This window comes from Candidatus Omnitrophota bacterium (assembly GCA_028693815.1).
Lineage (GTDB): Bacteria > Omnitrophota > Gorgyraeia > Zapsychrales > Aceulaceae > Aceula.
In genome coordinates, this window is sequence record JAQUUP010000029.1 from 1 (window position 1) to 20,605 (window position 20,605).

Annotated in this window: 19 protein-coding genes and 1 tRNA gene; 2 read left to right on the forward strand and 18 right to left on the reverse strand. The window is 37.0% G+C overall.

Annotated elements, in window-relative coordinates; genetic code table 11:
* From PHY73_07835 to PHY73_07915, 17 genes are all read right to left on the reverse strand, one after another.
* The coding region (locus PHY73_07835) for a hypothetical protein (protein MDD3375612.1) at positions 1–4,031 on the reverse strand (4,031 nt) is incomplete at its 3' end.
* A gap of 178 nt (positions 4,032–4,209) precedes the next feature.
* Positions 4,210–5,199, reverse strand: a complete 990-nt coding sequence (locus PHY73_07840) for a tetratricopeptide repeat protein (protein ID MDD3375613.1) — start codon at positions 5,197–5,199, stop codon at positions 4,210–4,212.
* A 36-nt stretch (positions 5,200–5,235) separates the two neighbouring features.
* Entirely contained in the window at positions 5,236–6,852 is a 1,617-nt protein-coding gene (locus PHY73_07845) for a secretin N-terminal domain-containing protein (GenBank protein ID MDD3375614.1), read from the reverse strand.
* Positions 6,849–7,568, reverse strand: coding sequence for a hypothetical protein (locus tag PHY73_07850; protein MDD3375615.1), 720 nt, complete (start codon positions 7,566–7,568; stop codon positions 6,849–6,851). Before PHY73_07850 ends, PHY73_07845 begins: the two co-directional genes overlap by 4 nt.
* Positions 7,569–7,594: 26 nt before the next feature.
* The gene (locus PHY73_07855) at positions 7,595–8,473 is read right to left on the reverse strand and encodes an AAA family ATPase (protein MDD3375616.1); all 879 of its coding nucleotides are present in this window, start codon (positions 8,471–8,473) and stop codon (positions 7,595–7,597) included.
* A 94-nt stretch (positions 8,474–8,567) separates the two neighbouring features.
* Complete coding sequence (locus PHY73_07860; protein ID MDD3375617.1) at positions 8,568–9,560, reverse strand: glycosyltransferase family 2 protein; 993 nt, start codon at positions 9,558–9,560, stop codon at positions 8,568–8,570.
* A 6-nt stretch (positions 9,561–9,566) separates the two neighbouring features.
* Positions 9,567–9,911 carry a DUF2304 domain-containing protein gene (locus tag PHY73_07865; GenBank protein MDD3375618.1) on the reverse strand — a complete coding sequence of 115 codons (345 nt, stop codon included), beginning with the start codon at positions 9,909–9,911 and terminating at the stop codon, positions 9,567–9,569.
* Positions 9,901–10,626, reverse strand: coding sequence for a glycosyltransferase family 2 protein (locus tag PHY73_07870; GenBank protein ID MDD3375619.1), 726 nt, complete (start codon positions 10,624–10,626; stop codon positions 9,901–9,903). The genes PHY73_07865 and PHY73_07870 overlap by 11 nt, the downstream gene beginning before the upstream one ends.
* Positions 10,623–10,991, reverse strand: coding sequence for a F0F1 ATP synthase subunit delta (locus PHY73_07875; GenBank protein ID MDD3375620.1), 369 nt, complete (start codon positions 10,989–10,991; stop codon positions 10,623–10,625). Before PHY73_07875 ends, PHY73_07870 begins: the two co-directional genes overlap by 4 nt.
* Before the next feature lie 22 nt (positions 10,992–11,013).
* Entirely contained in the window at positions 11,014–12,267 is a 1,254-nt protein-coding gene (locus tag PHY73_07880) for a S41 family peptidase (protein ID MDD3375621.1), read from the reverse strand.
* Between the two features lie 119 nt (positions 12,268–12,386).
* On the reverse strand, positions 12,387–12,788 hold the full coding sequence (locus tag PHY73_07885; protein ID MDD3375622.1) for a hypothetical protein: 402 nt from the start codon (positions 12,786–12,788) through the stop codon (positions 12,387–12,389).
* Between the two features lie 118 nt (positions 12,789–12,906).
* On the reverse strand, positions 12,907–13,626 hold the full coding sequence (locus PHY73_07890) for a lipoate--protein ligase family protein (protein ID MDD3375623.1): 720 nt from the start codon (positions 13,624–13,626) through the stop codon (positions 12,907–12,909).
* 5 nt (positions 13,627–13,631) lie between these two features.
* Complete coding sequence (gene gcvPB, locus PHY73_07895) at positions 13,632–15,080, reverse strand: aminomethyl-transferring glycine dehydrogenase subunit GcvPB (GenBank protein ID MDD3375624.1); 1,449 nt, start codon at positions 15,078–15,080, stop codon at positions 13,632–13,634.
* Positions 15,071–16,411: an aminomethyl-transferring glycine dehydrogenase subunit GcvPA gene (gcvPA, locus tag PHY73_07900; GenBank protein MDD3375625.1), complete on the reverse strand. Its 1,341-nt coding sequence runs from the start codon at positions 16,409–16,411 to the stop codon at positions 15,071–15,073. Before gcvPA ends, gcvPB begins: the two co-directional genes overlap by 10 nt.
* Entirely contained in the window at positions 16,408–16,797 is a 390-nt protein-coding gene (gene gcvH / locus PHY73_07905) for a glycine cleavage system protein GcvH (GenBank protein MDD3375626.1), read from the reverse strand. The genes gcvPA and gcvH overlap by 4 nt, the downstream gene beginning before the upstream one ends.
* 26 nt (positions 16,798–16,823) lie before the next feature.
* Positions 16,824–17,918 (reverse strand): glycine cleavage system aminomethyltransferase GcvT, encoded by a 1,095-nt coding sequence (gcvT, locus tag PHY73_07910; GenBank protein ID MDD3375627.1) that lies wholly within the window; start codon positions 17,916–17,918, stop codon positions 16,824–16,826.
* Between the two features lie 265 nt (positions 17,919–18,183).
* Positions 18,184–18,257: transfer RNA gene (locus PHY73_07915), tRNA-Arg, on the reverse strand.
* Between the two features lie 375 nt (positions 18,258–18,632).
* On the opposite strand from PHY73_07915, the gene PHY73_07920 reads away from it, so the two are divergent.
* The gene (locus tag PHY73_07920; GenBank protein MDD3375628.1) at positions 18,633–19,046 is read left to right on the forward strand and encodes a hypothetical protein; all 414 of its coding nucleotides are present in this window, start codon (positions 18,633–18,635) and stop codon (positions 19,044–19,046) included.
* Positions 19,046–20,407: a glycosyltransferase family 39 protein gene (locus PHY73_07925; protein MDD3375629.1), complete on the forward strand. Its 1,362-nt coding sequence runs from the start codon at positions 19,046–19,048 to the stop codon at positions 20,405–20,407. The genes PHY73_07920 and PHY73_07925 overlap by 1 nt, the downstream gene beginning before the upstream one ends.
* Here PHY73_07925 and PHY73_07930 read toward each other — a convergent pair.
* On the reverse strand, positions 20,401–20,605 hold a 205-nt coding region (locus PHY73_07930; protein ID MDD3375630.1), incomplete at its 5' end, for a hypothetical protein. The genes PHY73_07925 and PHY73_07930 overlap by 7 nt on opposite strands.

Here is a 20,605-nt window from a genome sequence, read left to right on the forward strand (position 1 = left end):
CCAGTTTTACTCATCACATCAATATCAGACCAATTCACACCCGTTGTTGTTAGATTGTAGATACTTTGCCAATTCACACCTTTTTGACTCATATCATAAATGCTTTGCCAATTGATGCCTTTTTTACTGATATCATAGATGCCTTGCCAGTTGATGCCTTTACGACTAATGTCATAGATGCCTTGCCAGTTGATGCCTTTTTTGCTCATGTCGTAGATTGATAGCCAGTTAATACCCTCAGAGCTTATTACATTAATATCGGTCCAATTAATACCAGCTCTACTCATCACATTAACATCTGACCAATTAATACCTTGTGTTCCCATGTGATGAAGAACGTTCCAATTAATGCCAGTTTTGCTCATCACATTAATATCAGACCAATTAACACCCGTTGTTGTCAGATTATAGATACTTTGCCAATTCACACCTTTTTGACTCATGTCATAGATGCTTTGCCAGTTAATGCCTTTGCGGCTAATGTCATAGATGCCTTGCCAGTTGATGCCTTTGCGGCTAATGTCATAGATGCCTTGCCAGTTGATGCCTTTCTTGCTCATATCATAAATGCTTTCCCAATTGATGCCTTGATCACTCATGCTTTTGATATCTGACCAATCAATACCTTGATCACTCAAGACATTGATATCTGACCAATTAATGCCAATCCTACTTAACACATTGATATCTGACCAATTGATACCTTGTGTTCCCATATGATGAAGAACATTCCAATTGATGCCAGTTTTGCTCATGACATTAATGTCTGCCCAATTAACCCCAGTCGTTGTCAAGTTGTAAACACTCTGCCAGTTCACACCTTTTTTACTCATGTCATAAATACTCTGCCAGTTAACACCTTTTTTACTAATGTCATAAATGCCTTGCCAATTGATGCCTTTGCGGCTGATGTCATAGATGCCTTGCCAATTAACTCCTTTGCGGCTGATGTCATAAATGCCTTGCCAATTAACTCCCTGACCACTCATCACATTGATGTCTGACCAGTTGATGCCTTGATCGCTCAAGACATTAATATCTGACCAATTGACATCTGAATTAGACATAAAAGCAATATCTAGCCAATCAATCCCTTGCGAAGTTGCATCAGCAATAACTGACCAATCAATATCAGACTTGCTTAACACATTAATATCTGCCCAGTTAATACCTTGTGTTCCCATGTGATGAAGAACATTCCAATTGATACCCTCTTTGCTTAAGACGTTAATGTCTGACCAGTTAACACCAGTGGTTGTTAAATTGTAGATGCTTTGCCAATTAACACCTTTTTTACTCATATCGTAGATGCTTTGCCAATTCACACCTTTTTTACTAATATCATAGATGCCTTGCCAATTGATGCCTTTGCGGCTGATGTCATAGATGCCTTGCCAGTTGATGCCTTTTTTGCTCATGTCATAAATTGATGCCCAATTGATACCCTTGTCACTTAAGGCATTAATGTCAGACCAATTAATGCCTTGGCCACTCATAACTTCAATGTCAGACCAATTGATGCCAGACGCGCTTAACACATTAACATCAGACCAATTAATTCCAGCCTTGCTCATCACATTAATATCGGACCAATTAACACCAGTCGTTGTTAGGTCGTAAATGCTCTGCCAGTTCACACCTTTCTTGCTCATATCATAGATGCTTTGCCAGTTGATGCCTTTGCGGCTGATGTCATAGATGCCTTGCCAATTAATACCTTTGCGGCTGATGTCATAAATCCCTTGCCAATTGATGCCTTTGCGGCTAATGTCATAGATGCCTTGCCAATTAACACCTTTTCTACTCATGACATTAATGTCTGACCAATTAATACCTTGATCGCTCAAGACATTAACATCTTGCCAGTTGATTCCACGCGAACTCATATCATAAAGCGATGTCCAGTTGACACCTTGCGTTGTCATCACATTAAGATCTGACCAATTAAGATTTGTTTCAGACATGACTTTAAGATCAATCCAGTTTGTTCCAGCAGTTGTCAACTCTGCTAAATTATCCCAATTAACCGTTTCACTCCAATCAACACCTGCACCAGTCATATAAGCTAAATCCACCCAATTAACGCTTGATGTACTCATTGTCGCGATATCATTCCAACAAACTCCAGCACCATCAATCGCTTCAATAATCGGCTCTAAGTTATTCCAAGTTCCGACATCCCAACTAGAATCCACGTAATCACCAGCTAAGAGTCCTAAATCGCTCCAGCTTCCAAGACCAAACGTTGAATCAGCATAATCACCAGCTAATTGCTGCACATCTTCCCAACAAACGCCCACTAAAGCTATCTCTTCTGTCACAGTTCTTAAATCCGCCCAAAATGTATCTGTATCCCAACCCTCATCAACCGCAACTGACATAACATCTTGGAGATTATCCCAATCCGTTGAAGTCCAACCAGCAGCAGCATACTCTGTAACCATATCTCCTAACTCAGTCCAATCCCCTGTAGCAAAAGTTGAACCAGCATAATCGCCAGCAAGCGTTTGAACCGAAGTCCAGCAAACACCTGCTGTAACAAAATCGTTAGCTATAGTTGCTAAATTCTCCCAGGGCTCCTCTTCATCCCAACCATAATTAATCATAACTCCGATTATATTTTGAAGATTATTCCAATCCGCCGTAAGCCAAGTAGAACTTGAAAAAGTACTAGCCAAATTCTGCACATCATTCCAACAAACACCTTCCGCTGTTATATTCTGCATAATAGTTGCAAGATTTCCCCAATCCACGTTATTAAAACCTGATCTTAAATAATCCTCCACAATAACTTGAAACGTATCCCAATCAATATGCTCACGAGTTAAGACGCTAATGTCTGTCCAGCTAACCCCAGCTTTTGTCAGCACATACAAATCCATCCAATTCACACCCTTGCTCGTCATATCATAAATACTTGTCCAGTTAATATGCTTTGTCGTCATCACTCCAAGATCAGTCCAATTAACATGCTCATTTATTTCACTCGTATCTACTAAAATATCTTTCACATCGGTCCAATCAATGGCGGCTGTATCTTCCAAAACCGAATCAACATTAGTATCAATGGTATCAATTTTACCATCGATTGTATCGACTTTGGTTTCAATACTATCGGCAGTTGACTGAAGTGCAGATATCCCTGCATCTTCTGAGAAATCAACGATTACATGAGCCTGCATATATCCACTTTCAACATATGGATTTCGAACCTCAAAAGAAATGTCATACGGGATACTTAAGTTTGAAGGCAACCAAAGATCGTAAGTATACACTCCTGAAGTTGACACATCTTCATCAGGCGTGACACTCGCACAAGAACCCTCATCGCAACCACTCGTATTCGCCCAAGATCCACTGGCATAGTGTTTAATGGTGAAAGTTTCCCCAAAATTCGCTTCAAAAAAATCAGCAGCCTGGCCCGCCACCTGGTTTGAAGGAATCTCTGGATACATCAAAATTAACGCAAACCCTGAAGTTTTATCATAAGTAACCGAAATCCGATACTTCACTTCCAAAGGAAAAACACTAAATGCATCGGATATCCCAACTATAGTAGTTGTCGCATGAGTCGCCTTAAGTGTATAGAGATTTCCAGGCCTTGAGATGGCAAGATCAGTAAATGTCTTAGACCCTGAAGACAACGCTTGAGTCGTTGTTCCCAGCAAAGTTGCATTACCAGGATTGTTATAGATTGTTATCGTAACATTAGAGCTTGATGTTTCATTAGCTACCCCGCGACCATCGTAAAGCGTAACTGTTGGCTGAGTCGAAAAAATTACACCGGCATATCCATCACCAGGAGTGTTCGAATCAAACACAAGATAAGAATAAAGATCGTCATCGGAAGCAGCGGAAGCATCACCATCACCCGAGCCACCGAGATATTGGGCAAAAGATTGTGGACAGAAAACCAGAGATCCCCAAACAAGACATAAGGCGACGAACAAAATACGCCCTAGTTTCAAATGTTCCTGTTTGGAAGAAAAGAAGGAAATAAATGATGAATAATAACGTTTTTTAACTATCATATAATAATATAAATAAAAAAACTAAAACTTTTCTTCCTATAAAAGTATAAAATATATAGCAGCGTTTTTCAACCTAAGCTGTTGCAAATAAATGGCTTTACGAGAAATCACAAGAAAACGCTTTTATCTTAAAAAATCATTTAACCTACTCAAAACAAAGAAGATAAGAAAAAAATCCTTAATATGGCTTTTCTTTATCAATAATTGAATTAATTTTATTTTGAATTTTCAGTTTTAATTCCAAAATTTTATTTTTTACAACATTTATATCTTCAGCATCAGAAGCCATCGCCAAATAAATTTCATAATGTTTTAGCGCTGTTTTGTAATCATCAAGATATTGCTCACTAACAAAAGCAAGATTATAGTGCGTCGCCGCATCTTGTGGCATCAAATCCAAAACCCTTTTATACTCGGCCGAAGCCATTTGATATTTGCCTTGTTCAAAAAATAAATTAGCCAAATTGTAATGAAGCTTGATTGTATCTTTTCGTAAAATTTGATTTTCTTCAATAAGCTCACTTAATTCATCTGCAATTTCTTCGGGTCCCTTCATAACCGAAACTTGAGTTTGGGATGCCATAGGCCTGCTCTCAGAAGCGATCTGTACTTGCTGCTTTTCAGAAACAACCGGAGCATCTTTTTCAATAATAGATTCAAGCTCCGTAAGCATTCTAATTTCCTCTGGGGTCAAGCCTTTTGTCCTTTCAATACTTGCGGTCAAATCTGCAATTTGCTTTTCATATGTTTGCTTAATACTATTAATTTCTTTTGAATTCTTAAGAAGATCACCTCTTTCGCGCGCCAACGCATTAAGCCGACTGTCTTGAATAGCCTTCTCACCTCGCAATTGTTCAATTTCTTTTTGAAGCTGTTCGCTGTTTTTCATAAGCTCTTGATTTTCATCAATGAGATTTTTTAAACTCTTATTAATCTTTACCATCTGCCTTTCTTCTACGGACAAAGATATCCCTTCGTTTTCAGCGTCCTCTCCAAAGGCATCATCAACAATTTGATCCATACCGATTTCTGTTTCAATCGTTTCGACAGATCTAGGCCTTAGATTATTCTGGGCAAAAGTTGATGCAGTCAGAAAAGCTAAAATTGCCAAAATAAACATGACCGTCTGAAAATACAGAAAATGATTTCTTGAAGAATATTTTTTCATTCGCTCCTCTTTGTTTAACGTGCCAAATTTAAAATTTTAGAAATCATCATCCCCATACGTTTTGTAAGGCTTAATTGTTCCTTTTTCATCTGAAGTATGTTCCTCGCCAGATATAATGCGTGGCGTAATAAAAATAACAATTTCCGTTTTTGTAATCTCGTCGCTTGTTGCACTAAACAATTTTCCGATAAACGGAAGATCCATTAAAACCGGAAAACCTTTTTTAGAATGTGACTTCTCGTCTTTTTTAAGGCCACCCATAATAATCGTTGTCCCATCTTTAATAAGCACAGATGTCTCAACCTCTGTCTTATTAACCTGAGGAATTCCGCCTCCTCGCGACTCAACATAACGAGTAACCGTTGAAATTTCTGGAGCTAAATTCATAGTGACAAATCCATCATCATTGATATCCGCTGAAACTTTTAACTTTAGACCTACGTCAACAAAGCGCACATCTTCACTGATGCTCTCATTGTCACCAGTAATTGTTGACGTTGTAATGATGTAAGGGATCGTATCTCCAATATGAATCTTGGCCTCTTGGCCATTGGTGACGAGCAATCGCGGATTGGACAAAATTTTTGTATCGTTAACTTGTTTCAAGGCACGAATCGTTGCAGTAAAATGATCCTGATCAATATTGCCAATTGCGATTTGTCCAAATTTTGAATACAAACTATCTGAGGTCGTTAAATTGTCCTTATCAAGATAAACATTGTCAAAAGTAAGCTTTCGAATTTCAGGGTCAGGACTATCAAGAAAATCCAAATTCCAATCAATCCCAATGTCATATTGCGGATTAAAAGTAATCTGAACAATTTGCGCTTCAATCAAAACCTCTTTGGTTTTTGTATCAAGACTCTTGATAACCTTCATAATTTCTTCTCGCCGGTCTGGAAGGGCCCGCACAATAAGTTGATTCGATCTCTCATCAGCCATAACCGATCCAACGGCATTACCATCGATCCGAGCCTTTAATTTCTCAGCTAAAACATCAGCCTTGGCATATTGCAAATTATAGATATACGTTTCCATCGGTTTTTCAATCTCTTTTAGCGCCTTTTCCATTCGGGCAATCGCCTCAGGCGTGTCGATCATAACAACAGTCCCGGTGTCATTGTCGATAACAATTTTACCCAAATTACTCTTAACGCTTTCAAGCGCTGAGAGAGCATACGCCGGACTTGAATAATTTAAATGAATTGTTTTAACAATGCTTTGATCATTAAACTTTCGTCCGTATGTCGCAACATATTCTGTTTCGGACATAACATGAACAATGTCATTTTGAATTTTGAAAGCAAGGGCATTAGATATTAAAATAATATCAAGAGCATCTTCAATCGATACACTCTTGAGATACAGCGTAACGCGTCCCTCTACACTCTTACTTGTGACAACATTAAAATCACCTTTAATCGCCAGAAATTTAATGACATCAATAATGTTCATATCTCGAACATCTAAAGTGATTTTTCGATTAATGCGCTCCTCAAGAGGCTCTTGTTTTTCTTCAAACACAATAGTCTTTGGCTGGTCCAACGGACCGACGGCAAACGCTTTCGTTGGACATACGGCAAACAAAGAAACAAGCAAAAGCATATACAAAATCACTTGTGCATTCTTAAAACATTTTTTGTTAGTTTTCATAGACGAACTTCCATTTCTTGATCTGCAAAGCTAAAAATGACACGATCAGCATAAATTGTTTTGATCGTCACTTGATTAATTTTTTCCCCTTCTTTCAAAAAATACGTCATACCATCAGCATTCTCAATCATAACCGACGCTGAATTTGGCATATCAAGCCACGAGATTCCAACTAATTTTAAACTTTCTAATTGTAATGCAATTTTTTGTGTTCCAATCGGAACATTACTTGCTACCTCAGCTTTCTTTTCCTCATAAGGTCTAAAAATATTACGCATTAAAATTGTTTCTAAAAAAGATGTTAAATCTTGATACTCTGGCATAATGCTTTTTGACGATGCAAGCTTTGGTTTTGTAACCTCTTCGACAAAATCCAAATTATGCGACATGTTTTTTGTTTCCGTTTGATACACCGAACCTAAAATTAAAATGCAAATAACGATAATCGTAATCAGCAAAAAATTAGCCTCTCGAAGACCAAACGACTTTAAGCTCGAAACCGCTACCTGAAAATCTTTTAATCGATCTGAGAAAATAGAAAAAAGAGGTGGCGCTGAAATGCCCATCCCTTTAACGGCAACAGCCACTTCTCGAGCCACCTGCTGTGCTTGTTGAGGAGCTTGGGCGCTAGAAGGTCGTGCAACTGACTCTGAATCACCAGATCCTTCTTCGATAATCTTTAAAAGCTTTTGTTCTGCAGTTTCTTTTTTTGTCATCTGATTTTATACTCTAACACTAAATATTAAAACGTTGGGTTTCCTCGCCTAAACGATTCCGCTCTTCCCCATCCAACACGGCGCTCTTTTTCTAAAACACTCAAAATAATATCTCTATCCACCACTTCGCGGTTTTGCAAAATCAATTCTTTTAAAACTTTATGGCAAAGCATTGTGATGTGTCTTGGATACCCTCGTGAATAATTATAAATTTCGCTAATCGCCTCATCATTAAAAAGTTGCATATGCCCCTGATATCCTGCCTGCTGTATACGATAATGAATAAGCCCTTTGGTTTCTTCGAGATCAAGAGGATTTAATGTGTATTTAAAACTTACTCGATCAATAAAATTTGGCATTGAAACTAACTTGGAATAAAGCTCAAGCTGCCCTAAAAGCACGAGCTGAATTAATTTATATTCATTTGTTTCGAAATTTAACAAAATACGCAAAACCTCAAGCGTGACTAAGTTTAGTTTTTGCGCTTCATCAACGATCAAAATAATCGTCTGCTTTTCTTGAGCCTTTTGAATTAGAAATTTCTCAACCGCATCACGCAACTCTAAAATGTTTTCCATGTCTGGCATTGACCCGTCGGTCATCTCAACATCAAAATTGCGCAAAAGCGTTGTTAGAAATTGTTCTTCAGTCTCAAAATTTGGATTTAAAATCATATGAAATATCATGTTGCCGCGATCTTTTAGCTCTTGAACGAGCTTTCGCGAGAGTGTTGTTTTTCCTGTTCCGATATCACCAAGGATAACCGTAAGGCCGCGCCTTAAGCGAAGCTCAATCAGGATGCTCGTTAATGCCATGTCGTGTTCTTTGGTAAGATAAAAAAACTGCGGGTCTGGACTCGTCGAGAATGGTTCTTTTTTAAATCCAAGTAATGTATGGTAAGCCATAGGGCGTATATAAAGATTTATATAAAGTTATTTAAAAGAATATATATATAAGTGATACACTTATATTATCATAAGTCATTGAGCTTGCAAGTACTTATTGTTCTTTTTTAAAGACTTTCTGGAGGGAAAAATGCAGTATTCCGTAGGCAAATCCAAGGCTCCTTGAAACTGCCCGAAGAAACAAAACAAAGCCAAAAAAGACTCCTTCTTTGAAACTTTGAGTCATCAAAATTCCGAAAAAAAGCTCGATCACCAAGAGTCCTAAGCCAATAATGTAGATTGCAGGTCCTACTTTAAGGCCAAGAAATCCAAAGACAAAAAGAAAGAGTGCGCCGAGAACAGCTGGAGGCTCGATAATATCCTTCCAGAAGGTATAATCATCCCCTTTGACCATTGACGGATGAGTAAAATAAACTTTAACGCGCCAAAATCCATGACGAAATTGCTCTGCCAAGTACTTCTTAACTGATGTTGGGAAAAAATGGTCAACCAATGATTTGCGCTCAAAATAAATCTTTGATCCAAGCGCTAAAATTTTATAACATAAATTATTGTCTTCCCCACTTGCATTGCGATAGCCTGCATCAAAGCCGCCGGCCGCCTCAAAAATATTTCTTCTAACGCAAAAGTTGTAGCTGCCAAAAGACTTCGGAAACACTGGCATCAAACGGCAATGTCTAAAAATAATTTCTTTATGAATACATCGGGCAAGCAAGCTTTTTGAATTTGCGATTCCATAACTGCCGCAAACAACACCAATCAATGGATCCGAAAACCCAGCAAGCAATTTTTCAATCCAATCCGATTGAGGAACGCAATCCGAATCCGTAAAAAAAACAAACTCACCTTTAGAAGCCGCAAACCCTGCGTTTCGTGCTGTCGCAGGACCTGAATTCTTTTGATGGATATAAATAACATCTTTAAGCGATTTTAGAGAATCTGCGGTCTGATCTGTCGAACCGTCATCCACTACAATAATTTCTTTCGGCCCAAGATATGTTTGATTAAAAATGGCCTGCAGAGTTAGGCCCAAAGTTTTCTGCGCATTATAAGCAGGAATAACAATAGAAACTAATCCTGTAAACATAAAAAATTATTCCCCTTTAAGCGCTTTAATTTCTTTTTCTAATAAGGCAATTTTTTGCGCCATAATATCGTTTCGCTTGTTTTGTTGACACAAAAATGTTGACAACAAAAGGCTCGAAAAAACAAAAAAACAAAATAATGAAAAGAAAATAAAATTGCTCATCAAAGCAAACCCGCAAAAATCTGACAATGCAAAAAGAAATTGATCAAATATCGTAAATAAGATACCTAAAATACTCAAACAAAACCAACCAATGGCATATTTGAATGTCAATTTTCCTCGTCGAGAGAAATCAATAATAACAAAAAGAATAGCAATAGATAAAGAAATCGTTAATACTTTAAGCGCCATGATCACCTACCTGTTTTTTTGTTTGTATCATGCGCAGCAAAATCGCACATGTGACTTTAATCATATAATATAAAGTTTTCAAATATCGAATCGAAGAGTGTCCTGAGACCCGTTTTTTCATTTGCACCGCAACCTCAACAATGCGTAGCTTGGATTTTTTTAATTCTACAACTGATTCTGGCTCTGGAAAATCCAAAGGATAATCATAAGCAAAAATCTCTATCGCCTTTCGATTACAAGCGCGAAATCCTGAAGTTGGATCGGTTATGGTCATCCCTGTTAGAAAACTAATGAGTCCTGAAAAAAAATGAATTCCCATGCGCCTAACCCATGAAGATTGATATCCTAAATTTGGTGGCAAAAATCGACTGCCAATAACCATGTCCGAATAATTCTCTACAATTGGCTTAATTAAATTATTCAAAAACTGGGCATCATGCTGTCCATCCCCATCAAACTGGATTGCAACATCAAATCCGTATCGAGCCGCATACAAAAACCCAGTTTGCACAGCTCCACCAATACCGAGGTTGAATGGCAAACTCACAACATTAGCGCCGGCCAAACGTGCAACCAAAGCAGTATCGTCAGTCGATCCATCATCCACCACTAAAATCTCACAAGGAAATCCGGATGACTTGATATCTTCAACAACATGAGAAATATTTCCGCTTTCATTAAACGCAGGAACAATAATTAAAACTTTTAAACTCATATTTGCCTAATAATCCCGCCCTCTTTCAAGCGTCCCACTAAACTATAATCAATAATCAAGCTATTCAAATAAATAATCATCCCACCTTTGAGACTTTTGTCCTTTTTTATCACAATAGACATTGATCGCTCAAATTTCTTTTCAGCTAATTCCAAAATACGATTTTGAGTCTTTTTTGATACACTAAACGGAGATCCCACAAGAATACTTCCAAGCTTCAAATCATCGGGCTCAAGCTTTACATTCTTAAACGTTTTTATTGCGAGCTCTACAAGCTGATAATCCAATATTTTTTTTAAAATAAACACAACAATAGCGCCAACAACAATCTGCATGATAAATACTTGCAAGAGAATAATAAGCATTTTTTGCCCTCTACGTTATTTTCTACATTCTTTGTCTAAGCGCGGCCGTTAAAAAACCAGCAGCAAAATATGTAAGATCAGATCCTTTATCGTCCACATAAAACTGAGGAACAAGACCATCAAAATTAAAAATATCCCCATCCGGAAAATGACCTCTTGCCGTTACCAAAAGAAGCATCGCATCATTATCAAGGCTAAACATACTTTTCAAGAAAACCTGTCCAGCCGTTCTACTGCCAAACAAAAGCGCACGATTTTGCTTTTGCATGATGCCAGAAAAAAGTTCAGACGCGCTTCCACTTTCTTTATCAACTAAAATTGCAACAGGACCGCGATAAAGATACTCATCTGGAATTCTCGGGACATCTAAAACATTTCTCTCATCCCCTTTGCGCTGAAAATAAGCAAATTCATCACCTGGTTTTAAAAAAAATGATGCAATTTCTCGTGCAGCCAAAGGAGGTCCTCCAGGATTTCCTCGTAAATCCAAAACTAATGCCGTTGGTCCTTGCTGATTAATCATAATCAAATAACGAGACAGGTCTTCTGCTGTTTTTTGATTAAAACGTCGAATCTGAAGACAATACACATCCGGAACATGCATCGTAACCGGGAATACTGTTTGTTTAAAATATTCTTTGGCCTTAACAGAAATTATTTTCTTTTTATTTTCATGATCTAAATAAGTAATCTTTGAAATTGTGTCAATCTCAGGCATTAGCTTCTCAACAATCATTTCTGGCGTTAATTCAGATATCTTTGTCTTACCAATTGCGACCAAAATATCATTCTCCCGAAGCCCTTTTTCGTATGCATCAGATCTAACCTCAACAAAGCTAACCTTGTACCCATCATCAACAAGCTGCCCCTCGATGCCAAGGTCTGATCTTCTTCCAAGAACTTCTTCCTTGAAATCATCAACAGCCTGTGGTGGATACAAAGCTGAAAAAATATCTTCTTGTGTTTTTAGAAAATCAACTAGCAAAGCACCAGAGCGCATACTAACAAATTCATCAAATAATTGCTTTTTGTCTAATTTACCGTAAATTTCTGTATTAAATTTATCGATAAAACGATCAAAATTTTCCCGCTTAACCGGATAATAATAACTTTCCTCCATCTTTTGGTAAATTTCTTCGAAAAAATCTAAATAATTTTGATAAGTTTTTTGTTCTTCTGGATTCTGGATTGAAAGCGTTTCGGCAGAAAGAGTTGCAATGCAAAACAAAAAAAGAAAGGAAAAACCAATAAATAGACTAAACCCCTTAATTTTCATAAAAATATTATAACATATATATAAAGATATATATTTATTTTAGAAATTTTTTGCAAACAAAAAGCTCGCTTAAATACTTAAGCGAGCTTTAATTTTTTCTTAGAAAATTTCAGTTATCTTTAAAACACATCCTCTTTTATTTCTTTTAATTCAAACGATGTAATAACACCATCCTTATTCTTATCATATTCTTTAAGAATCTCAGACTGCGCAATCACCTTGCCTCCTCTGTCTACTATTTGAACAATACGTCTTAAATAGACCTTAGATTCTGCAGGTTGAAATCTTCCATCACGATTACTATCATATCTTTTTTCTTCTCTTGTCGTAACGCGTGGTTCTTGTTTCATCCATTTAGGAAGCGCCTCTTCTCCGACCGTAACTTCAGCTCCTGATTCTTGCTGCCTTTCTTTCAAATAACGATTTCGCCGTTCCCAATCAATCAACCCAGCAAAAGAATCCAAGCAAAAAGCAAACACAAAAACGCAAAGCATTAACAAAATAAAAAACTTTCTTTTCATAATCCCTCCTTGAAAAATAAGCAACACTTCATCCTTCCAATCTTAGTGTTATTATATAATTTGCAGCTGTCTTGTCAATATCTTTAGCAAATTCTTGATAGTTTTTCTTAATAAAAACTTACTTCAGAATATATATTGATTGTTTCTGGCAAAATTTTTTTAAACAATATTCCTCGTCGGAACCTAAGGTGTTCTCTACTAAAGAAATTGGGAATTGCGCAGCAACAACACGCTTAATATCTTCTGATTTCTTTTGAATATTTGCAACAAACTCGCCATGCAATCTGTTTTGACGATAATCAGGATAAATTTTTGGTATTTTAAGATATTTTTCAATTAATGAAAGATTAAAATCATAAAGAATCGTTCCATGATGTAAAATAAATCGCCTTGCTCTTTTTTGTGCATTACCTGAAATCTTTTGATTTGTATTCTTTAATGCCACATCAGATATCGGTCGCCATTGCGCCAAAATTGCGAGGCTTTCTAGTGCTGCGGTTATTTTTCCTAAAATGAATTGATACGATCGACTGATCGTTTGAAGATCTGGATGAGAATCTTTTGACAAAATTAATGAAAAATTAAGACATCCTTTGCCTTGCAAAACAGTGCCTCCTCCGGAACTTCTACGCAAAATAGGAATGCAATTATTTTGCGCTACATCAACAAAAACATCGTCTTGAACTTTCGATATTTTTCCTAAAACAATAAATAATTGTTCTGATTCCCAAAATCGAAGCGTTTCTGGTGCTTTTTTTTGCTCAGCAAGCTCAAGCAAGACATCATCAAATAAAATATTTTCTTGCGGGTTTGAAAATGAAATATTTTTTAGGCGCATCTGCTTTATTTGTCCAGAAAATAATTGCAGGCAATATCTTTAGCTGCCTTCACTTCATCAGGCCTTGAAATCGGAGTTGTTTGCGGAAAATTTTTAAATTCTTCAGAATTGCTTTCAGCGAGTTGAGCCGATTCGATCATCGCTTCAATAAATTGATCCATCTCCTGCTTCGATTCAGTTTCAGTCGGTTCAATCATAATCGCTTCTTTAACAATAAGCGGAAAATATACCGTCGGAGGATGGAAATTCTTATCAATCAGAAACTTAGCGATATCAATAGCATGAACACCTTTTTTTTCCTGTCTTGAAGCTGAAAAAACGCATTCATGCATACATGTGCGATCAAAAGGAAGATCGTAATATTTTTTTAATCTTGCCATTATATAATTTGCATTTAAAACAGCATGATCACTCGTTTCGCACAAGCCCTCTTTGCCTAACATTAAAATATAAGCATAGGCTTTTAGAATCACTGAGAAATTTCCATAAAAAGGTGCAACATATCCAATGGAATCGGGATAATCATAATCAAGAGCGTATGTGTGGTCATTTCTTTTCACAACTCGGGATATAGGTAAGAACTTTGTTAAATTTTTTTTGACACCCACAGGACCAGAACCCGGGCCCCCACCACCATGTGGCGTTGCAAACGTTTTGTGCAAATTAACATGAACAACATCAAAGCCTAAATCACCTGGTCGCGCACGGCCTAAAAGCGCATTAAGATTTGCTCCATCATAATACATTAACCCATCTACTTGATGAACCAGATCTGCAATTTTATCAATATCAGAATTAAATATCCCCAATGTATTTGGCGACGTAAGCATGACACCCGCCAACTCATCAGTTATTTTTTCTTTAAGATCTTTTAAACTTAAAACACCATTTTTGTCCGTCGCCACTGAAACAATGTCATATCCAGCAATCGCAGCGCTTGCAGGGTTTGTTCCGTGTGCAGAATCTGGAACAATGATATATTTCTTTTTATTACTTTTTGCTCGATGATACGCTGCAATCAACATAACACCAGTTAACTCCCCATGGGCTCCTGCTAATGGCTGCATTGTAAAATCATCCATTCCTGTAATCTCAGAAAGAAGCCGATCCATCTCATAAAGAACTTCCAACGCTCCTTGAACAAGAGAACCATCCAACTGTGGCAATAGCGGATGTAAATTTGCAAATCCCTTGATACTCGCAGCCTTTTCTGTAAACTTTGGATTATATTTCATAGTGCAAGATCCTAAGGGATAAAAATTTGCATCAAGAGAATAATTTAAATTTGAAAGCCTCGTAAAATGACGAACAACATCTAATTCCGAAACTTCAGGCCAAAGGCAATCTGTCTTCCTTATATATGCATCTGGAATCGTTGTTGTAATTGAAACATCGGATTTTGGAACTTGAAATCCTTTTCGCTCAGGCACACTTTTTTCAAAAATTAACTGCATAGCACTCCTTCGAGATTCTTTGCAAACGAGACGATTTCATCTTTTGTTCTTTTTTCCGTAACCGCAACCAATAAATAATTTTCCATTTCGGGATAATACTTTGCTAGAGGGAATCCTGAGGCAAATCCTTTTTTTATCATTTCTTCAACAACATCTTTTGCTTTTTTAGGCAAGCAAACAACAAACTCATTAAAAGTTGGCGAAGAACGTTTGACCTCAACACCTTTTATTTCCCCTAAAGTCTTGCGCGCAAACTCTGCTTTCTCAAAATTTAGCTGTGCTAAATCTTTTAAGCCCTGCTTTCCTAGCAAAGACATAAAAATTGCAGCCTGAACAGCACACAAAGCAACATTCGTGCAAATATTGGAGGTTGCCTTTTCTCGACGGATATGCTGCTCACGCGCTTGCAGCGTATTAACAAAACATCTTTGACCATACTTATCCTCTGTTTGCCCAACAATCCGTCCTGGCATTTTTCGAACATACTTTCTTTTAGTCGCTATAAATCCTAAATACGGTCCACCAAAATTAAGTGAAAGCCCAAGACTCTGGCCTTCTCCTGTTACAATATCAGCATCCATTTCACCAGGTGTCTTTAAAATACCTAGCGAAATTGGATAAACACTTTCAATGACTAAGATACCTCGGCTATGCGCTTCTTTAATAATATCTGAATGATCATCAATAGCCCCAAAGAAATTTGGATTTTGCAAAATAATGGCAGATGTTTTATCGTCCAAAATATTTTTAATCGCTTCTCTATCCGCGCGCCCATGGACAACAGGCATCTCTTTAAATTCAATATCAAAATTTGATGTATAGCTACGAATAATTTTTCGATAAATGGGGCTAACTCCTCCATCCATCAGAATTTTCTTTCTTCCATTAATCCGAATCGCCATCATCATAGCCTCATAGAGCGCGGTTCCGCCATCATAAAGCGAAGCGTTAACAACATCCATATTGGTTAAAGTCGCAATCATGCTTTGATATTCATATAAAGCTTGTAAAATACCCTGAGAACTTTCTGGCTGATAAGGCGTGTAGGCTGTATAAAATTCAGCCCGCGACGTGAGCGCACTAACCGCTTCAGGAACATAGTGATCGTAAAATCCCGCCCCTAAAAACGAAACAAGCCTAGCATCATTCTTTGATGCAATAGATCGTATCCGCTCTAAAACCTCAAACTCTGATAACCCGTTTGGAATATTAAAGGATTTTGGTTGATGGCGAGAATGAATATCCAGAAAAAGATCATCGATCGACTTTGCACCAATGACTTTTAACATTTCTTGGACTTCATTTTTTGTATTGGCAACAAAAGAACTCAACGATCAAGCCCCTCCAAGAAATTTTCATAATCTTCAAATGTCATCAAATTGCTTTTTTCATCAATATCGGATGGATCTATTTTTGCAATCCATCCTTTTTGATAACATGATTTATTAAGCAACTCTGGTGCTGATGATAATTCTTGATTGACTTCAATAATTTTTCCAGAAATTGGCGCAAAAATCTCGCTTGCGGCTTTAACCGATTCAACCGATGCAAATTGCTCAAACTGCTCAACTTCCGCATCTGGCTCAGGAAGCTCAATAAACGTAATATCGCCTAATGCATTTTGTGCATACTCAGCAATCCCAACAAATGCACATGATTCCTCAAAACACACCCATTCATGATCCTTTGTGTACAAATACTCTTCTTCGTTTCCCATTGTTAACTCCTTTTAAAATAATTTTTTTAGGTCTTTAAAGAACCTTTTTTATAAAACGGTCTTTTAACAATTGCTGCTGAACTTTTATTCTTTTTATCACCGAAAAATATTTTATCGCCATCCAACTCACTGTCAACACTAATTAATCCAATTCCAATTCCTTTCTCTAAGCTCGGCGAGAAAATGCCGCTTGTGACAATGCCAATTTCTTTTGAATCATTTTCATAAAGGCTCTGTCCATGACGAGGCGAACGCCGAGTATCTGATAAGAAATAAATTATCTTTCTCTTAAGGCCAGATTGTTTTTGTTGTAAAAGCGTATCTTTACCAATAAACTCTTTATCAAAACAAATAAACCGACTCAAACCCGCATCCAAAGGAGAAATGTCATCTGTTATTTCGTGCCCATAAAGACTGTAGGCCATCTCGGTTCTCAAAATATCGCGCGCCCCTAAACCAGCGGGGCGAACTCTTTCATCATCCAAAAGTTTTTTCCACAACGCTTGCGCTTTTTCTGGTGCACAAAAAATTTCGTATCCTAACTCGCCTGTATATCCGGTCCGGCTTACAATATTCTTTTCTCCTAAAATATCAAAACAATTAAAATGAAAATAATCTAAAGATTCAACACCTGGAATAATATTCTTTAATACTTCTCTTGATAGCGGACCTTGCAAATCAAGTTTTGCAGTTTTTTCTGAAATATCAGTAATTAAAGAAGGAGCCAATAGATTATTTTTTAAATGAGAAAAATCTTTTGCAATATTTGCTGCATTAACAACGATCATAAATCTTTTTTCAGAAATACGAAAAACGATCAAATCATCCACTACTCCTGCGCGGTCATTAAGCATAAGACCATAGCGAGATGAGCCAATGGGCATGCTTGAAACTTCACATGTTATAATCTTTTCTAATCCATCAGAAACAGGGTTTCCATCAAAAATAAATTCACCCATATGCGAAATATCAAAAAGGGCCGCCTGCTCTCGACAGCGACTATATTCAGAAAGAATGCCTTCGTATTGAACCGGCATGAGCCATCCACCAAAATCGACCATGCGTGCGCCTAAATCGCAATGTGCTTGATACAAAGGTGTTCTATATAGAGAAGCTTGCATAAATATTGATTGTAAGTTTAAATTTTAATTAGAATCTTTAATACCCTTTCAGAGCGCATCACTACACTTTGAGGATATAGACAAGAAATATAAATTTGATAAGTCCATCATATAAAAATAAGATGACCTTGTAAAGATGATTTTAATATTCTTTTTTTAAAAATCAGACACAAAAGATAACATCTGTTTTGTAAGGTTCTTCGGCGGATTAAAAGAGGTCTGTTTGCTTTTTCTTGCAATGCTAAATAAGGACGAATAAAAAAAGCGCGCCTGGGTGGATTCGAACCCCCGACACCTAGTTCCGAAGACTAGTGCTCTATCCAACTGAGCTACAGGCGCATATAACCTTTAAATAACAATCTTTAAGAAAAATATCTCCGGTACCGCAACGCGGTACAGGCGCAGTTTTCTTAATCTTAGTATAGATGAATTGCGCACGCACTTAAATGAGGCCACGGCTTATGGCAGCTTTAGCAACATAAGCTGTTTGACCGAATTTATCCAGATTTTTGATTTTGAAAATCTGGATTCCTCAAACATTTTTAAAAATCGGCCAGGCGCAATTTCTTTGAGTTTTTCAACCTATAAATTACTCTAAAAATAGTTACTATTTATACCAAAATTATCATATTATGTAAAGGAGGAAGCTTGCTAACTTGTATTCTAGTTTTTTTAAGCTATAATGGTTTCTAGTAAATCATTAGAAATATAAACATGAAAAATAAAAAAATATCATATTTAGCAAATTCTATTATTGGAATTATAATTCTTCTAATTATAATTAATCTTGCCTTTAATAGCATTAGTATTATGGCGCAGATTACAACCATCGAAAAAAGATCAACAGAGCCTGGGTTTCAATATGCTGACCTTAAAGATCAGCTAAAAAATGAAACCATTGTTGGATTCTTAAGCGAGAAAAACCAAACACCCGAGGGCAATGACGGTGGGTTTATGATGGCTCAATACATGCTGGCCCCTATTTTGCTTGATCTCGATAACCCAGACCACAAAATAAACATCATTGATGCATCCACGCCTGATGCTGCAAAATCTATTTTATCTATTATCAGAGCAAAACCTGTCTATATTAGTCCTTTTGGAAAAATAATTGCGGAGCGCTTCTAATGATCAACCTTTTGGCCTACCTCATGTCGCTTTTCATTGGATTTTTTGTTATTCGCATTATTCTAAAAAATCAGCCAGCTTTATCAACCATGCTCATGCTCTGCCTTTCCATTGGGCTCGGGCTTGGCATATCAGCAACTCTAACCTTTTATTCTCTTTTTATCTTTGAGCAATTTAATCAAACAGCTATTTTTTCAATAAACTTTGTTGTATTACTAGGATTACTTATTGCCAACATTCTTTGTTTTCCTAAGGGAAAAAACAAAAACCACTCTCCTTCAGAACAAAAAAACAATATGAAATTTTATATAACCTGCAGCATTTGCTGGGGCATCGCTATAATTATCATAGCGATCTTGTCAAAACAATACCCTTTTGGAGGATGGGATGCATGGGGTCTTTACAATATGAAGGCAAAATTTCTTATTTTTGGTGCTGAACGCTGGCGAGATTTTGCGAAAGTTCATTGGCACACGCAACCAAGCTATCCGCTTCTTCTACCTCTTATCAACACATGGATTTTTGCTGTCTTTCAAAAAGGCATCATTGCTGCAGCGTCTATGACATCAATTGTATTCTCTGTTTCTTGCGGGCTTCTTCTTTATGCAGGACTATCTCAATTCATAAGGAAATGGATTGCATTTCTCGCCTCACTTCTTTTGATGTCAACACCATCCTATATTTTTTGGAGCACAACACAATATGCTGATGTTGTTTTATCTTATTTTCTTCTTTCAAGCGTCATCTTACTTGCCATAACGCTTAAAAACAAAAATTATCGATTTGCTCTTCTGTCAGGACTTTTCTTAGGACTTATGCCATTTGCAAAAAACGAAGGTATTGTTATGATGTTTTTCCTCTCAGGGCTAACATCCGCCTATCTTCTTCTGCGCAAAGATTTAGATCGAACAGATGCCATGCGCATTATTCGGTTCTTGTTTATAGGTATCGCCATTACAGGGGCAGCCACGCTTATTTTTAAAATATTTTTAGCGCCAACAACAAGGGAAGTTTTATTTAACCCATTGACTAAAAAACTTGAATTTTGCAACATCAATGGTTTTCTGACAACTATCGGATTTTATAAAACAGAATTTTTAAATCGAGGGTGGAATTTTATATGGGTTCTTATTGTCTTTCTCGGAATTCTTAGACCTAAAAACCTCATTCGAAATGAAAAGAAAATATTTCTAACTTTCTTCGCTCTTTTCTTTACCACTTTACTTTATGTCTATCTAACAACTGCACATTTTGACCTTACATGGCGGCTAGAATGCACAGCAAGTCGCATTATCCTCTATCTTCTTCCAGCTGTGGTCTTTTTTAGTTTTTATTCTTTCTGGGGAGAAGATTCTCAATAAGCTTTAAGTTCTAATTTCTGAATACCTTGCGCTTCAAGTTGTTTGACCAAAGACTGCCCTTGGCGATATACAGCATTAATCGAGAATCCACCAACAAATAAATTTGCGCTCTTATTGCCAACCTGCAACTCTTCAATCACATGATCATATGAACCATTGGGAAGATGCTCCCCTCTCATGAAAGGCGTTTCAACGCCG

Bases quoted from the DNA above. Each gene is read 5' to 3' on its own strand.
- PHY73_07840 (MDD3375613.1), bottom strand. From the start codon at position 5,199: ATGAAAAAATATTCTTCAAGAAATCATTTTCTGTATTTTCAGACGGTC.
- PHY73_07845 (MDD3375614.1), bottom strand. From the start codon at position 6,852: ATGAAAACTAACAAAAAATGTTTTAAGAATGCACAAGTGATTTTGTAT.
- PHY73_07850 (MDD3375615.1), bottom strand. From the start codon at position 7,568: ATGACAAAAAAAGAAACTGCAGAACAAAAGCTTTTAAAGATTATCGAA.
- PHY73_07855 (MDD3375616.1), bottom strand. From the start codon at position 8,473: ATGGCTTACCATACATTACTTGGATTTAAAAAAGAACCATTCTCGACG.
- PHY73_07860 (MDD3375617.1), bottom strand. From the start codon at position 9,560: ATGTTTACAGGATTAGTTTCTATTGTTATTCCTGCTTATAATGCGCAG.
- PHY73_07865 (MDD3375618.1), bottom strand. From the start codon at position 9,911: ATGGCGCTTAAAGTATTAACGATTTCTTTATCTATTGCTATTCTTTTT.
- PHY73_07870 (MDD3375619.1), bottom strand. From the start codon at position 10,626: ATGAGTTTAAAAGTTTTAATTATTGTTCCTGCGTTTAATGAAAGCGGA.
- PHY73_07875 (MDD3375620.1), bottom strand. From the start codon at position 10,991: ATGCTTATTATTCTCTTGCAAGTATTTATCATGCAGATTGTTGTTGGC.
- PHY73_07880 (MDD3375621.1), bottom strand. From the start codon at position 12,267: ATGAAAATTAAGGGGTTTAGTCTATTTATTGGTTTTTCCTTTCTTTTT.
- PHY73_07885 (MDD3375622.1), bottom strand. From the start codon at position 12,788: ATGAAAAGAAAGTTTTTTATTTTGTTAATGCTTTGCGTTTTTGTGTTT.
- PHY73_07890 (MDD3375623.1), bottom strand. From the start codon at position 13,626: ATGCGCCTAAAAAATATTTCATTTTCAAACCCGCAAGAAAATATTTTA.
- gcvPB (MDD3375624.1), bottom strand. From the start codon at position 15,080: ATGCAGTTAATTTTTGAAAAAAGTGTGCCTGAGCGAAAAGGATTTCAA.
- gcvH (MDD3375626.1), bottom strand. From the start codon at position 16,797: ATGGGAAACGAAGAAGAGTATTTGTACACAAAGGATCATGAATGGGTG.
- gcvT (MDD3375627.1), bottom strand. From the start codon at position 17,918: ATGCAAGCTTCTCTATATAGAACACCTTTGTATCAAGCACATTGCGAT.
- PHY73_07920 (MDD3375628.1), top strand. From the start codon at position 18,633: ATGAAAAATAAAAAAATATCATATTTAGCAAATTCTATTATTGGAATT.
- PHY73_07925 (MDD3375629.1), top strand. From the start codon at position 19,046: ATGATCAACCTTTTGGCCTACCTCATGTCGCTTTTCATTGGATTTTTT.